This window comes from Micromonospora sp. NBC_00821, assembly GCF_036347035.1.
Taxonomy (GTDB): domain Bacteria; phylum Actinomycetota; class Actinomycetes; order Mycobacteriales; family Micromonosporaceae; genus Micromonospora; species Micromonospora hortensis.
Genome location: NZ_CP108880.1, coordinates 2,268,942 through 2,282,619 on the forward strand (window position 1 = coordinate 2,268,942; position 13,678 = coordinate 2,282,619).

General features: G+C 68.4%; 14 protein-coding genes and 2 pseudogenes. 7 read left to right on the forward strand and 9 right to left on the reverse strand.

What is annotated here, in order from left to right; all coding sequences use genetic code 11:
- Positions 1 to 272: 272 nt before the first annotated feature.
- Positions 273 to 959 (reverse strand): hypothetical protein, encoded by a 687-nt coding sequence (locus tag OHB44_RS10395; protein WP_330440610.1) that lies wholly within the window; start codon positions 957 to 959, stop codon positions 273 to 275.
- Here OHB44_RS10395 and OHB44_RS10400 point away from each other — a divergent pair.
- Positions 942 to 1,202: pseudogene (locus OHB44_RS10400) on the forward strand (IS5 family transposase); the annotation flags it as partial. The gene OHB44_RS10395 and the pseudogene OHB44_RS10400 sit on opposite strands and share 18 nt — an antisense overlap.
- 8 nt (positions 1,203 to 1,210) lie before the next feature.
- Here the strand turns inward: OHB44_RS10400 and OHB44_RS10405 are convergent.
- From OHB44_RS10405 to OHB44_RS10425, 5 genes are all read right to left on the reverse strand, one after another.
- Complete coding sequence (locus OHB44_RS10405) at positions 1,211 to 1,777, reverse strand: SMI1/KNR4 family protein (RefSeq protein WP_330440613.1); 567 nt, start codon at positions 1,775 to 1,777, stop codon at positions 1,211 to 1,213.
- 90 nt (positions 1,778 to 1,867) lie between these two features.
- Entirely contained in the window at positions 1,868 to 2,173 is a 306-nt protein-coding gene (locus OHB44_RS10410) for a hypothetical protein (protein WP_330440614.1), read from the reverse strand.
- Positions 2,130 to 3,467 carry an MFS transporter gene (locus tag OHB44_RS10415; protein WP_330440615.1) on the reverse strand — a complete coding sequence of 446 codons (1,338 nt, stop codon included), beginning with the start codon at positions 3,465 to 3,467 and terminating at the stop codon, positions 2,130 to 2,132. Before OHB44_RS10415 ends, OHB44_RS10410 begins: the two co-directional genes overlap by 44 nt.
- On the reverse strand, positions 3,464 to 4,051 hold the full coding sequence (locus tag OHB44_RS10420) for a winged helix-turn-helix domain-containing protein (protein ID WP_330440617.1): 588 nt from the start codon (positions 4,049 to 4,051) through the stop codon (positions 3,464 to 3,466). Before OHB44_RS10420 ends, OHB44_RS10415 begins: the two co-directional genes overlap by 4 nt.
- Positions 3,952 to 4,434 carry a transposase domain-containing protein gene (locus OHB44_RS10425; protein ID WP_330440618.1) on the reverse strand — a complete coding sequence of 161 codons (483 nt, stop codon included), beginning with the start codon at positions 4,432 to 4,434 and terminating at the stop codon, positions 3,952 to 3,954. Before OHB44_RS10425 ends, OHB44_RS10420 begins: the two co-directional genes overlap by 100 nt.
- 525 nt (positions 4,435 to 4,959) lie before the next feature.
- Here OHB44_RS10425 and OHB44_RS10430 point away from each other — a divergent pair.
- Together OHB44_RS10430 and OHB44_RS10435 are read left to right on the forward strand one after the other, a co-directional pair.
- Positions 4,960 to 6,171: a helix-turn-helix transcriptional regulator gene (locus tag OHB44_RS10430; protein WP_330440619.1), complete on the forward strand. Its 1,212-nt coding sequence runs from the start codon at positions 4,960 to 4,962 to the stop codon at positions 6,169 to 6,171.
- A gap of 386 nt (positions 6,172 to 6,557) precedes the next feature.
- Positions 6,558 to 6,867 (forward strand): annotated as a pseudogene (locus tag OHB44_RS10435) (hypothetical protein).
- 64 nt (positions 6,868 to 6,931) lie between these two features.
- On the opposite strand, the gene OHB44_RS10440 reads toward OHB44_RS10435, so the two are convergent.
- Complete coding sequence (locus tag OHB44_RS10440; protein ID WP_330440620.1) at positions 6,932 to 7,360, reverse strand: DUF4279 domain-containing protein; 429 nt, start codon at positions 7,358 to 7,360, stop codon at positions 6,932 to 6,934.
- Between the two features lie 130 nt (positions 7,361 to 7,490).
- Between OHB44_RS10440 and OHB44_RS10445 the strand changes: the two genes are divergently transcribed.
- The 3 genes from OHB44_RS10445 (at position 7,491) to OHB44_RS10455 (ending at position 9,252) form a co-directional block, all read left to right on the forward strand.
- A complete protein-coding gene (locus OHB44_RS10445) occupies positions 7,491 to 7,784 on the forward strand; it encodes a hypothetical protein (RefSeq protein WP_330440621.1) in 294 nt (97 codons plus the stop codon).
- A 138-nt stretch (positions 7,785 to 7,922) separates the two neighbouring features.
- Positions 7,923 to 8,330, forward strand: a complete 408-nt coding sequence (locus OHB44_RS10450) for a nitroreductase family deazaflavin-dependent oxidoreductase (RefSeq protein WP_330440622.1) — start codon at positions 7,923 to 7,925, stop codon at positions 8,328 to 8,330.
- 292 nt (positions 8,331 to 8,622) lie between these two features.
- Positions 8,623 to 9,252, forward strand: a complete 630-nt coding sequence (locus OHB44_RS10455) for a carboxypeptidase-like regulatory domain-containing protein (protein ID WP_238686556.1) — start codon at positions 8,623 to 8,625, stop codon at positions 9,250 to 9,252.
- Positions 9,253 to 9,496: 244 nt separating this feature from the next.
- On the opposite strand, the gene OHB44_RS10460 is transcribed toward OHB44_RS10455, so the two are convergent.
- Positions 9,497 to 10,324 carry an SAM-dependent methyltransferase gene (locus OHB44_RS10460; RefSeq protein WP_330440625.1) on the reverse strand — a complete coding sequence of 276 codons (828 nt, stop codon included), beginning with the start codon at positions 10,322 to 10,324 and terminating at the stop codon, positions 9,497 to 9,499.
- 205 nt (positions 10,325 to 10,529) lie between these two features.
- Positions 10,530 to 12,293, reverse strand: coding sequence for a DUF1996 domain-containing protein (locus OHB44_RS10465; protein ID WP_330440626.1), 1,764 nt, complete (start codon positions 12,291 to 12,293; stop codon positions 10,530 to 10,532).
- Positions 12,294 to 12,487: 194 nt separating this feature from the next.
- On the opposite strand from OHB44_RS10465, the gene OHB44_RS10470 reads away from it, so the two are divergent.
- Positions 12,488 to 13,672, forward strand: coding sequence for a cellulose binding domain-containing protein (locus OHB44_RS10470; RefSeq protein WP_330440627.1), 1,185 nt, complete (start codon positions 12,488 to 12,490; stop codon positions 13,670 to 13,672).
- Positions 13,673 to 13,678: the final 6 nt, after the last annotated feature.

A 13,678-nucleotide genomic window follows, 5' to 3' on the forward strand; every position in this document is an offset into this window, starting at 1 on the left:
CTGGGCCGGCATTTCACGGTCGGTCGGCGGTCGGCGGCCCGGCGCGGGCCCGGTTTGGGGGAGCAGGTTGGGAGCAGCGGGGTGCCCTGAACGGCCTTGAACTGCGCCCAACGGCGTCGAACGGCGCTCAACTGCACCCACCCCTGCCTGCGGCTCTACGTTCCCGCAGGTCAGAGTCGGTGCGGCGTCCTGTTTCACACCGAAGAGGTCGCTGGTTCGATACCAGCATCGCCCACTCTCAGTTTGCGCAGGTCAGAAGCCCGTTACCGGAGTCATCGGTAACGGGCTTTGCGGTATGTGCGGCTTACATTGGGAGCAGATTGGGAGCGGCGCGGCTGGTTCTCGGTTCGGAAGGCCATGGACCTGCCCGGCTGAGCGACCTGATTTGCGGTCCCCGAGAGGGCTTGCTGGCTGGCGCCCACCTCACGAGAGGGTGCCCCCGCGCTGTGGCTCACGGGCTGACTGTTGGCCGTCGGTCGGCGATACGCCCACTCGCCGGTCCACATTGCGAGGTCGCGTACCCAGCGCTCGGTGTTCTGCCGGGACTTGGCCGCCCACTTCGTTGCGTTCTTGAGGTCCGAATGGATAAGTGTCCCGCCGTCCATCGCCGGGTGCGCGAACCCGAGCCGGGCTGCCGGGGTGAACCACGTCTCGCCGGGCGCCGGCATCTCCTGAAGTGCTTTCACTGCGGCTAGGAGCAGATTGAGATCCGCGCTGCCGGGAGACAGGTCGGGGTGGGGACCGGCAAGATGCTCGGTCCCCACCACCAGCCAGCCATCGGATTCGAAGTGCCACAGAACTGCGGGCGGGTGCCGGTTGATGGCCCGGGTTACCGCCAGTTCGTAGCGCAGCGACCGAACGCTCAACTCGCCGGAGGCCGCCTTGACGAAGATCTGTCCGGCTGGTCCAGTCACCGTCGAAGCGACCTCAGCGTGGTCGCCGGTGGAAACCGCGAGCACCTACGCCGCCGTGGCATCCCAGCCACCATCCCGATCAAGGTCGATCAGGCGGACAACCGGCGGAAGAGGGGGTCCAAGGGCCGGCCACCAACCTCCGAACCGGAGATCTACAAACGGCGCCACGCGGTCGAGTGCGGCATCAACAGACTCAAACGGCACCGGGCTGTGGCCACCAGGTACGACAAGCTCGCCGTCCGGTACCTGGCCACACTCCACATCGTGGCCATCAACGAATGGCTTTGAACAGCGGACTACAGCCCTTCGGTGATGCTGCCATCCGAGTTCACCCGACCGAAGAACAGTCGTCGCTCTCCTGGCGGCTTCGCCTTTTCGGCTTCGTACCGGGGTACGAGTCGAGCCCATGCCTGGGTCTGCTGCTCGACCTGCGCCTGCAGCCAGTCGGTGAAGCAGGAGTAGCTGATGACCGGCACGCCAACTGTCGTGCCTTCGCTGTAGGACCAGACCTCGGGATTCGGGCCCGCACCCCGAAGGAAGTCGAACTGGTAGCCCTGATGCATCAGGATCACCCGATCCTCGGAGGTCCACACGAACGGGACCCGGTTCTCCTCCAACAACTCACGAGCGGCCTGACCCAAACCCAGCACCGACGGGTAGAAAACATCACTGCCCTGCAAAAAGTGCCCGGCGCCGCGCCCCACCAACTCCAAGAACCGCCGGTAGCTCTGGACGAGCGGCACCGCCTGATCATGTTCAATCTCGTCGATCTCGGACTGCGTCAAACCCTGCAACTGCTCCCCGGTAGCCGTCACCCCGTCGGCAATCGCTGCCACCAGCCCACGAACGCGATCATCAGCCACACCCCAGACTAACGCCAGCTCCCAGACGCGACCGCGCCAACAAACCTTGGAAACAGGGCCTAGCGGCGGAATGGTGTAACCGCCGTATCCCTAGCTGTGCAGGCGGTCCGCTTCGCATTCCAAGATGCGGAGCGGACCGTCTCTGACCAGGCCACCCTGTTCCGTGGCGAGAGCCTGTTCGAACCAGGTGAGTCGTTCTTCGAAGCCATGCGGTCCAAGCCGTACGAGATGCACCGCGACGAACTCGAGCCGCTGTTGCGGGTCGAGCATCGACCGGTCTCCGATAGCCTGCGGGAGGCGCAGGTCGTTGGCGGCGACCGCCGACCACGCCACGTCGATGAGCGCGACGGCCTCAGCGAAGAACCGACTGGCCAGATTGTCGGTCCGGTCCTTCACCAGTCGGCGCCCCGCCATGTTTCTCCGAGTCGAGTTGGCCCTCGAGGTGTCGCTGACCGGCTCGATCAACTGGCGGTGGTCCTTGACTCTGGGGGGTCCACTGTGGAATGCCGGGACCTGTACCGCGGCTACGGAACAGTAGTGCCGCGAGCGCGGGAAGGGTGGCGGCGACGGCGATCGTCGCCCACGGCCCAGCGCCGGTGACCAGCACTCCGCCCGCGGCGTAGGCCAAGGATCCGGCCAGCCCGTTCGCGGACGCCAGCCAAGCGAACGCGGTCAGCCGATGCCCGCCCGTCAGGTTCTCGCTCAGATCGGTCAGCAGGGCCGCCGCCGCCGGGGTGATGAACACGCCGGCGAGGAACGCCAGCGGGTACAGGGCCGGAGCGGACCGGGCGGCGAGCAGCAGGGCGAACCCGACAGCGCTGCCGAGCAGCAGCAGCCGTACCTGCCGGCGCACCGGTGCGCGCCAGGACCGCGCCCCGTACCACAATCCACCCACGACACTGCCCGCCGCCCACGTCGCGAGCACTGCCCCGCTGGCGGCCGAGGAGCTGAACGTGACCGCGACCGCGATCAGCGCGACCTCCACAAGACCGATCGCGGCCATCTGGACCGCCGCCACGCCCAGCCACGGGGAAAGCCGGATCAGCATCCGGCGGTCCGCAGCCTGCTCCGGCGCGTCCGGCGACGACTCCGGCGACGGGACGCGACGCTGCTGGAGCAGCAGGGTGGTGGCACCGGCAACCGGGAGCAGCGCGGTTCCGGCCAGGGCAGCCGTCGGGCTGCTCAAGGCCACGACCAGCCCGACGAGGGCAGGCCCCAGTACGAACAGCACTTCAGTGCCCACGGTGTCCAGGCCGTACGCGGCGATGCGTTCCTGCGGGTCCTCGATGGTAGTCGCGATCGTGGCTCGGAGCGTTGCGCTCAGCGGCGGGATCGCCGCACCGGCCAGCACGACACCGGCCCAGAAGTTCCACGACTGCCACGGCAGGACGATGACTAACAGGCCGGTGCTGCTCAGGATCCCGGCGATCAGTAGGACGAGGTTGCCGTAGCGCTCGGCCAGCCGGGCGATCAGCGGCCCGCTCAGGCTCGCGCAGAGCCCGTAGGTGGCGGCGGCCGCGCCCGCAATGGCGAACCCGCCGTACCGCTGGTTGGCCAGCAGCAGGATGAGCAGCGGCGACATCGTCTGGGCTAGCCGTGCGACGAGTGCGCCGATCAGGGCCGCCAGAATCTGCCGGTTCGCGACCACTCCGGCGTAGCGGCGCAGGCCCGTCGTCTCGTTACCGGTCATTCGGCAGTCTCCGTCCCTGGTGCGGTCTGAGCGAAGCCGCGCACGGCCAGCCGGACCGGGCCGCGTCCGTCGCGGCGGGTCCGGCCCGCCTTCTCCACGTGGTCGCGGGTGATTTCTTCGACCGCCTCGCCCCAGGCTTTGAGTTCGGCGGGTGTCATGAGGGCGGTCCGGGTGTACACGGTGGTACTCGATGCCCAGTCGTCGCTCCCTGCCTGCGGTGACGCCAGGAAGCTGAGGAAGAGCCTGAGGTCGTGCCGGGCCGCGGCGCCGATCGCGTCCGTGCGGGCGCTGTCGGAGTCCGCGCCGCCGGTCTTTCCTGGCAGGGGCGTCCGTACCTCGTCGAAACGGCGTTGCCAGGGTCGCTGCCGGTTGTCTTCGGCAAGTGGAGAGCCCTGCTCCACCAGGCCCTGTTTGGCGAGCACGTGCAAGTGATACGAGCAGGACTTGGGAGAGAGATTGAGCTGCGCCGCGCATTCCGAGGCGGTCAGCCGGTCGTGGACGCGGAGCAGATCCAGGATCCGGAGCCGCGCGGGATGGGCCAGCGCGCGCAGCCCTTCGACATCTGTGACAGATGTGGAAGACATGTTCCGAATCTACCCGCAGCGCCGGATCCCCGCCACCGTTCGGCTGCGGCGGCAGGGCCAGCGATGAGGGTGAACAGGGCGGCCAACGGCTTGACGTCGATCCGGCGGCGGGCCTGGGCCAGAGCCGATGACGTCCGAGCGGCCACGGCGGGACCGCCGAGGCCGGAGACGAGTCTGGCCCAGACCTTGCGGTAGCCGGACTCGGCGAACAGGCCGGCGGCCAGCAGCAGGTAGACCACGACTCGTGACGGCAGGTCCCGGATCCGGGTCTGTGTCGTGCCGGTCGTGGCGAGGACGTCATCAACCATCTCGAACGGCACGACCTGCGTCAGCTCGAAGGGTGTCTTGTGAGGACAACCCCGCTTCCGTTGTTCCATATGCATCGACACGCCCGCTTGACGTCCCGCCACAACCGCTAACTACGCCGCATTGGACCTAGCTCGTGGGCCCTCTGGTCGGTTTGGCCGACGGCAGGCGCAGCGGGCCGTGGTGAGTCGATGACCGCGTTCGACCTGAGAGACGTTCCGGGATCGGGAATCGACGTCGGGCAGTGCGGTGACGATGATCCAGTCTTGCTTCGTGCCGGCGACGTCTGGTGGGTTGAGGACGAGGTGTTGTACGTCCAGCGAGGGGATGTCCCGGCTGTGGCGCATCGAGGTCGCGTCGAATGGCGGCGGAAGTGGGAGCGCGGAGGGTCTGTGGGTCACGCAGTGCCGTCGACAGCAACGCGGACGCGCATGGACGGAGCGCCGAGAACTCACGAGCGAGGGTCCCAGGGACCTGGGCGTCGGCGTGGAAGGCGGCGCCCGGCGTGTGAGGGGTTCTAAGGCGGCAGCCAGGCCGGTAGCGTTGGGTGGCACGGCGGCCTGGGCGCCGACGACGCGTTCCGCGCTACGAGGAGGTCCGGGATGGATTCCTTGCCGGAGTTGACTTTCGGGCAGCGGTTGAAGGTCTACCGGGAGCGGTCCGGGAAGACCCGTGCGGTGCGCGGGGGGTTGGTGGGGCGCAGCGCCGAGTGGGTCAAGGCAGTGGAGACCGATCGCATCCTGCCGCCGCGCATTCACATGCTCGATCGCATCGCGCGTGCCCTCAAGGTCGAGGTGTCTGCCTTGGTCGGGGAGTTGAGCGCCCGGTCCGCTGTGGTCAACGGGCCGGAGCACCCGGCGCTGGCGTCGGTCCGGGACGCCGTGAACCGCTTCGCAATCTCCGACGAGACTTCCCCGGAGTCGCTGACGAGCCTGAGGGAGCGGCTCGCGGCGGCATGGCGGGCACGCCACCAAGCGTCGGATCACCGTACGGTGCTCGGCGGGTTGTTGCCGGGGCTGTTGCGCGACGTGCAGCGCGCCGCGTTGGCGTACGAGGGTGATGAGCGTCGGCAGGCTCAGGCCCTGTTGGCCGAGACGTTTGGGCTGACGCAGATGTTCCTTGCCTACCAACCCGCCGCTGAGTTGTTGTGGCGGGTCGCGGACCGAGCGATGGTGGCGGCACAGGAGTCCGGCGACCCGGAGGCGGTGGCGTGCGCGGGGTGGTTCCTGTGCCAGGTGCATCGGGATTCCGGTGACTGGGACACCGCGATGGCGGTGACCCTGGACCTTCTGTCGGCGCTGGAGCCGCGTACGGCCGACGGGAACACGAACCTGCTGGCGCTTTGGGGTGCGTTGAACTTCGAGGCTGCCTACACCGCCGCCCGTGCTGGTGAGGAAGGCCACGCCTGGCGGTACTGGGACCGCGCGGATCAGGTGGCGCAGCGCCTGCCGCAGGGCTTCTATCAGCCGCAGACATCGTTCTCGCGGATCATCATGGGCGCACATGCGGTGACCGTTGCGGTGGAGTTGCAGAAGTCCGGTGAGGCGGTGCGGCAGGCACGCCGTCATGACCCCGCGGCGATTCCGTCGAGGCCGCGCCGGGCACGCCATCTCATCGAGGTCGCGCGGGCGCACTACGGCAAGGACGACAAGGAAGCGGCCGTGATGACCCTCCGGCAGGCGTACGAGTCGGCCCCGGAGACGATCCGCTTCAACGGGTACGCCCGCCAGATCACCTTGGACCTGCTCGACGGCCCACGTTCCACTCGTGACGATGCCCGTGACCTTGCGATCAAGGTCGGGCTTCTCACGTGATCCAGGGGTAGGAATCTTACCCATTCCGCTCCGCGACCCACCGTAGCTTCTTGCTCACGGGATGCGGCGGGCGGTGCGGTATTGCCTGGCCGCCGCGTCTCTCAGCTTCGAGGGCAGGAAGCCGTCCTCGTGCTCGACCGAGGGAGGGTCCGTGCGGCGCGTCTCGTATGACGAGTACCTCTCGGCCACCGCGCTGACTCTCGCCCGTAGGCACCGGCCGGTGTGGTCGTGGCGATCCTGGCGGCATGTCTGCCGGTGCGGAGCCGACCTGCCGTGCCGTGCCCGGCACCGGATTCCGATTAGTCGCGGCCACTGGCCCCAGGAAGGTGAGCGGTGAGCAGCCGGCAGGCACGGGGGATCACCTCTCGCTTCCTGGCGGGTGTGCGGTGACCGTCCATGGCCCGGTCCTGCCGATCTGGAGCTGCGGTGGCTGCGGCCTGCCCTGGCCCTGCCAGACCAGGAAGCGCGAGCTGCGGGCAGAGTATGCGGATGCTCCGGTGTCGCTGGCTCTCTACCTGGGGTCCTACCTCGTTCAGGCAAACCGAGGACATGCCTTGGACCCCGGCCGGCTTGCTGCACCGCCGGTTCCTCGGATGGACGAGGGAAACCGAGCTGTCGAAGCCGGCAGCACAGCAGCCAAGTGCAGCAATCGTGCCATCCGAACCGCGCCGAGAAGGGCGTCAGCGGGCCGTCTGACCCCGCATCAAGCCCGATCCGACCGGCTCGCCGAGAGTTGACACCGAAGCGTGCCAGCCGTGCTTCAGTCGTCTCCGTATTCGTCCACGTCCAGCTCGGCCCTTGTGTGGTGTAGGAATTCCAGGGCTCGGCGATCGAGGTGCCAGCCGAGTCGTTGATGCTGGTCGCCATCGTCGTCTTTGAAGTAGCGCACCACCTGGAGTGTCGAGGTGATGCCCTCACCCTCCGCTTCATCGATCACTCTCACGAGGGCCGCGATCTGATCAGCGATAGGCCCAAGGCGGTCGATGATGCGGTCGATCTGCTCATCGACCGTCAAGCCGCTGTCACGACACACAACCCTCCACGAGTGGACAGCCGGCACCGGAGGATTCTCCCGCTTGCTCCCCTTGACGCTGATCTCGTCTGGCTCGATGCCTAACCGCGTCGTCAACTCGCGCGCAGAGAGAAGGTCCGAACGCACACAGAAGTACACGTACTGATGTACCCGCATGGCGTGATCATGACAGCGCACCAGCGCAACAAACCAGCTTCACCCTCGCGATGCACATTCGCCGTGATGGCAAGATCGGTCCGTCGCTCGGCGCTTCCCCCTGCCAGCCGAGAAGCCCGTAGGAGGAGTCGTGCCGAACGCGCTGGACTTTCTGGCGGGCCCGCTCTGTCTCGCACTTGGCGTGGTGTTCACGCTGCACGCGGTTCGACGCTTGCGGGCAGAGAGACGGCGGGGCCCGCGGCCGCCTCGCAGAGAACTTCTCAGTGGACGCGAGTTGCTATGGGAGGGCCTCGCGGTCGCCCTGCTCGGGACCGCCAACCTGCTCGATAGACCGTGGACTCTTCTGGCCATTCCAGCCGTGGTCGTGCTCGGGGTGCTCGCGGTGCGCATCTTCCTGCGCTTGATTCGGGAACATCGGTCATAGCGCCTGAAGCGACCCTCGCCCATGGCCGGGACGCCACGTTGGCGCACTCGGCGACTGCGGCCTGCGCACGCAAGCAGTGAGCGCCGGGGACTGTCAGAATCGTGTCGACGGAGCCGATGCGCGGGGTGAGGAGAAGGCATGAGCGACTTCAACGACAAGATCATCGCGGAGTTTCGCGCCAACGGTGGGCAGGTCGGCGGCCAGTTCGCTGGCGCCCCGCTACTGCTGTTGCACACGGTCGGTGCCAAGAGCGGCCAGCCTCGCGTGAGCCCGATGATGTACCAGAAGGTGGACGGCGGCTATGCCGTGTTCGCGTCCAAGGGCGGCGCGCCCAGCAATCCCGACTGGTACTACAACCTGCTCGCTGACCCGAAGGCCCAAGCGGAGATCGGTACGGACAAGGTCGAGTTGGTCGCCAGAGTCACCGCCGGGGACGAACGGGAGCGGATCTGGAGCGCTCAGAAGGCCGCGTATCCAGGCTTTGCCGACTACGAGCGGAAGACGACCCGCCAGATTCCGGTCGTCGTATTGGAACCCGCGCGGTAGGCACGTGACGTCACCTCGGTGCACCCGCGGCGTGCTCGCCCGCATGGAGTGAGCGATCTCGCCCACCCGCACCAAAAGGTGGCCCGGTCGCCGAAGCGACGTTTCATCCGCGAAAGTGGGCGGCGGCATGCCGCACGACAGTCCATTAGCAACGCATTGAACAGCGTTGACGTAGATCATCTTGCTGGCTAGGGTGAGCGCGCTATGACGTTCTGATGATACGGGGGCTGGAATGTTCGTCGGATCAACGTTGGGTGCGCACACCCGTCTCACTCGCCGTGGTGTTGCCGCGTTGGCCGCGTCGCTGGCACTGGCCGCCGGTTCGATGCTGGTGGCGCCGCCTGCATCGGCGGCCGTCCGAGGGCCGTCCGGGACGAAGGCGCCTCTTCAGCCGGCAATCAGCTTCCCGGGCGGGGACAGCGCCGCCGAAGGTGGCCAGATCGCCATCACGTTCGCCGCGAACGGCGACACCCGGGTGACCAAGTTCCGCTACAGCGTCGACAACACGCATCTGGACGGCGAGGTCCAAGCGGCGTCGGACGGTACGGCCAGTGTGACGATCGACGTAGGCAGCGTGACGGGTGAGCGGCCGGTGTACGCGGTGGCGGTCGACCGCCGCGGCCGGCTGAGCCCCATGACGCAGGGAAGCTTCACGGTGTCTGCCATCTGGAGCCTCCAGGGCCAAGCGTTCGACACCACCACCTGGCTGCCGTTGGAGGGGGCGACGATTCGGCTGGAGCCGGCCGGGATCGAGGTCGTGACTGGCCCCGATGGTGCCTTCCAGTTCGTTGTCGACCCGGGCCTGTACAACCTCATCGGCACGTACGCCGGCCCGCCCAGCCTTTACGGCAGCCAGCAGTTGGAGCTTGACAACCAGGGGATGCGGTTCGACCTTTACCTGTTCCCGGACTCCGGGAGCTGATGTCTCAGCCTCCGCGTGATCGATTGGGAGGCCTGGCCCTGGCGCTCAGCGCCAGGGCCGTCTTCCTGCCGCCAGGCTGAGGAGGGCGGCTGGACGGCCGAAGCGGACGGCAGTAGCCGGGGTGGGTCTGGCCGCACCACGTACGGGGGACTGGCGGCCTTGTTCTCGCCGGGGGTCAGATCCGACGCGGCGAGTCCGTCGGCGGGGCGAGCTTCCGCCGACGGACCTCAACGTGAGACGCCGCCTACGGTTTGCGGGCGAGGAGCCCGACGAAGGTGTGATAGGTGTCGGTCTGCACCGTAGCCGGTGCGTCCGGCTCTGGGCGCCACTCGGCCAGCGGCACCAGCCCCGGCTCCAGCACCGTCAGCCCGTCGGCGAACGAGAGGATCTCCTCGTCGGTACGCCAGCGGCCGGTGCCCAGCGACTCGTTGAAGACCCGCTCGACCTCGCGGGCCTTGCGGGAGCCCTCCGGGTCTCGCTCGCCCGGGTCGCGGAAGTGCGAGATCGCCACGTAGCTGCCGGAGGGCAGCGCATCGATCAACGCGGCCGCCACCGCCTTCGGGTCCTCGTCGTCGCCGAGGTGGTGCAGGATCGCGAAGAGCAGCAAACCGATCGGCCGGTCGAAGTCGAGGAACCGGCGTACGTCAGGGTGGTTGAGGATCGCCTCCGGCTCACGGATGTCCGCCTGGATCACCGTCGCGGTGCCCTCCGCGGCGAGCAGGGCCCGTCCGTGCGACAGAACTATCGGGTCGTTGTCCACATAGACCACCTGAGCCTTCGGGTTCTGCTCGGTGGCGACCTCGTGCACGTTGCCCTGGGTGGGCAGCCCCGAACCGATGTCGAGGAACTGGTCGATGCCGGCCTCGCCGACGAGGAAGCGAATCACTCGACGCAGAAAGGCCCGGTTGGCCTGGCCGGCTGCCGGCCCGTCCGGTGTGATCCGCAGAGCGTGCTCGGCGACCTTCCGGTCGGCCTCGAAGTTGTCCTTGCCGCCGAGGAAGAAGTCATAGACCCGGGCCACGCTGGGGATGTTGGGGTCGATACCGGGGGGTGCCGCCTTGTCGCGGGTCACAGGCGTCTCCATTCGATGGGGATTGGCGCAGGTCGAGGTCTGCGGCGGTGCCGGCGTTCCGGCGAGTGTAACGATCGGGAGGGTCGAATTTTGCCCCACTGGTATCGCTCCCAGTGAATCGTCCCCCCCTCGATATTGGCGACACACCGGGTCGCGGCCGGCAGCCGGCCGCGACCCGCCCCGCCCGAGCGACGCGGCCCCGGCGTCAGGAGCAGTTCTTGCCCTTGTTGATGCAGGTGGCGATGCGCTGCATCGTCTGGGCGGAGTTGACGTTGACGAAGTCGTTGTGGTCGGAGAAGGGGTTGTGGTTCTCCTCGGGGAAGGAGTCGAGGGCGTACTGGCCCTTGACCTGCACGTCGCGGGCGATGTCGTAGGCCACGGTGATCCGCAGCTGCGGGATCGCCCGGAAGCCCTGCGGGCAGGCGCCGGTGGCCTTGTCGGCGAACGCGACGTGGTTGCGGTGGTTGTCGCTGTCGACGTTCCGGCCGTCCCAGCAGCCGGGGAAGTCGTGGACGCGCTGCACCTGACTGCCGGCGGGGCAGATCGGGTACTTGTCGGAGAGCCGGTCGGTGAAGCCCGAGCAGGTCCAGGTGGCACGGGCGTTGGCCGGGCCACGGCTGGTGGGCTTGGCGTCGCCGGTGAGGGCCCGGAGGAACTTCGGCATCGGCACCACAGCGCTGACGGGGTTGCCGCGGTACTCGATCAGCACCTGCGCCGGGCGGACGATGCCGCCGGTGTTGCCGGGCAGTTCAAGGTTGGGTCCCTGCGGGTCGGGGAGCGCAGCGGCGGCGGTGGTGGGCGCGCTGCTCGGTGCCGTCGGGGTGCTGGGGGCCTGGTCCAGCGTGCAGCCGGCGAGCGCTTCGAGACCCTGCGGGCGAGGGGCCTGCCGCCCGATCGCGGTGGCGATCCGGTTGAGCACGGCGACCCGCTTGGCGCGTAGCGGTCCGAGGATGGCGTTGTCGACGAACGCCGGGTCGCCCTGGCCACGACTGGTGACGAGGCGTTCGTTGGCTTCGGAGATCTGCCGGTCGAGGTCGTCGAGGTTGCGGTTCACCTCGGCGAGCGCCCGATCGGGTACGCCGGGCAACCTGTCCCGCACGGCCGGGCACTGAATTCGCGGATTCGCGGCCTGGGCTGCCTTGACGCTCTCCCGGTGGGCGCTGCCGGGCATCCGGGCGTGCATGTCGTCGTAGCTGACGTCACAGTCGACAAGCGAGACCAGGCCAGGCTGGCTACCGCCGGCGGCGGTGATCGTGGTGCTGATCTGCTTGATCATCGCGGCGCGGCGGGCCCGGAGAGAGTCGATGACCTCCCGGTTGAATGCGGCGTCGATGCGGCCCCGGCTGGCGGTCATCCGCTGGTTCGCGGCGGCCTGCTGGCGATCCAACTCGGCCAGCAGACGGTCGACGGTGCCGCGGGCCCCAATGGGGACGGCCCGCAGCCGTTTGCCGACCGAGGGGCAGACGACCATCGGCTGGGTCTGGGCGAGGGCCTGCTGGACCTGCTTGCCGCCGCGGACGGTCTTGTCGATGCGCACGACCGGCCAGAAGTAGGACGACTTGTCGCCGTTGCGGCAGGTGGTGCCGGAGGCGTCCAGATCGGCGTCGGAGGAGTTCGCGGTGATGGCCAGGTTGCCGACGAAGTCGTGGACGTGTTCGGCGCCGTTGCGGATGCCGGGCTGCGCCACCGGATTGTCCGGGCTGAACTTGCCGTTGCCGTTCGTGCCGCAGTCGACGGTGAACCGGCCGGTCGACGCACCGGCGGCCGGCCTCAGGTTCTGCACGTTCGGCGGCACGTTCTCGATCGACACGAACTGGTCCAGGCTGGTGGCGGCATCCGCGGTGCCCTTGCCACCACTGGAGACGAAGGTGGCGGTGAGCGCGCCGGTGGCCGCCAGCACGAGCGCGGCCATGGCGATTCGGGCCGGCCGGGTCTGGACCAGTGCGGTCCCGTTCTTTCTGCGGTTCATCGGAATCTCCTCAAAGCCGGAAAGGGCTCCGGTGCTGTGCTGTCTCCCCTCGGTACGGGCGAACGGGCGGTCAACGGTCAGCGGTCACCCTGCACGTCATGGTTCGGTAAGAAGTCGGGCATGAGCCGGTCCGGTTGTCGGCCGAGGCGTGAGACACGTTGGCGATCATCGATCTCCTGCGGCATCGTCGACGTATGACAGGCGTTCGCTCGTCCTCGCCGTTCCGCCGCCTGCGGCCGGGTCTGCTGACCGCCGTCGTGCTGTCGACTGTGGTGCTCGGCACCGCTCTGAGCGTCACACCGGCGGCCGACGCCGGCATCGTGACGCCCGCCGCGTACCCGGGGGTCGCCCCAGCGCCCGGAGGGGCCGCGGTGTCCGTCGCAGCACCGGCCGGAACCGCGTCGCCAACGCCGTCCAGTACGCCGAGCACCTCGCCCGTCCCGCCGAGTGCGCCCACGAACCTGACCGCCAGCGAGGTCCGGAGCGCGTCGGTCACCCTCACCTGGACGGCCGCCATGTCCGGCTGCTGCGCCATCGCCGGGTACGACATCACGTACTACCAGGAGTTCGGCGACATCGTCTTCAGCGCCAGCGTCGGGGCCGTCACCAGCACCACGATCACCCGCTCCCTCGGGCCGGGCCAGCAGTACACGTTCCGATTGATCGCCCGGGACAGCCTCGGGCAACGCTCGAACTGGTCGAACGCCCTGACAGTGGTCACCCCGGTGACGGACACCGGCCCGGACACCACCCCGCCGACCGCGCCGCAGAACCTGACCGTCGGCGAGGTGACCGCCTCGACCGGCACGTTGTCCTGGTCGCCGTCGACGGACGACGTCGGCGTGCTCGGGTACAACGTCTACCGATTCGACGGCTGGTTCACCTCGCAACTGGTCGCCACAGTGCCGGGTACGACGTACACGACGCCGCTACCTGCGTCGACGCCGCTGCGGAACCTGTACTACGTGCGGGCCCGCGACGCGGTGGGCAACGTGTCGATCGCGTCGAACACTGTCACTCTGCCCACGACGACGACCACTCCGACGCCCCCGCCGCCCTCGACCTGCCGGGTGACCTACCGCAACCAGTCCGAGTGGCAGGGCGGCTTCGTGGCCACGGCGACGGTCCACAACGCCGGGGCGGCACCGATCGACGGCTGGGCCGTCACCTTCAACTTCCCGGGAGACCAGCAGGTCACCTCGGGGTGGAACGCCACGATCGGCCAGAGCGGGACCACAGTGACCGCTCGTAACGTCGACTGGAACCGCGTCCTCGCGCCGAACGGCTCCGCGACCTTCGGCGTCCAGGGGCGGTGGAGTGTCAGCGACGCGCCGCCGACCGGCCTCTCGCTGAACGGCGCTTCCTGCACAGTGGGCTGAAGGGGC

Bases quoted from the DNA above. Each gene is read 5' to 3' on its own strand.
- OHB44_RS10465 (WP_330440626.1), bottom strand. From the start codon at position 12,293: ATGAACCGCAGAAAGAACGGGACCGCACTGGTCCAGACCCGGCCGGCC.
- OHB44_RS10430 (WP_330440619.1), top strand. From the start codon at position 4,960: ATGGATTCCTTGCCGGAGTTGACTTTCGGGCAGCGGTTGAAGGTCTAC.
- OHB44_RS10420 (WP_330440617.1), bottom strand. From the start codon at position 4,051: ATGTCTTCCACATCTGTCACAGATGTCGAAGGGCTGCGCGCGCTGGCC.
- OHB44_RS10415 (WP_330440615.1), bottom strand. From the start codon at position 3,467: ATGACCGGTAACGAGACGACGGGCCTGCGCCGCTACGCCGGAGTGGTC.
- OHB44_RS10440 (WP_330440620.1), bottom strand. From the start codon at position 7,360: ATGCGGGTACATCAGTACGTGTACTTCTGTGTGCGTTCGGACCTTCTC.
- OHB44_RS10425 (WP_330440618.1), bottom strand. From the start codon at position 4,434: ATGCATATGGAACAACGGAAGCGGGGTTGTCCTCACAAGACACCCTTC.
- OHB44_RS10470 (WP_330440627.1), top strand. From the start codon at position 12,488: ATGACAGGCGTTCGCTCGTCCTCGCCGTTCCGCCGCCTGCGGCCGGGT.
- OHB44_RS10450 (WP_330440622.1), top strand. From the start codon at position 7,923: ATGAGCGACTTCAACGACAAGATCATCGCGGAGTTTCGCGCCAACGGT.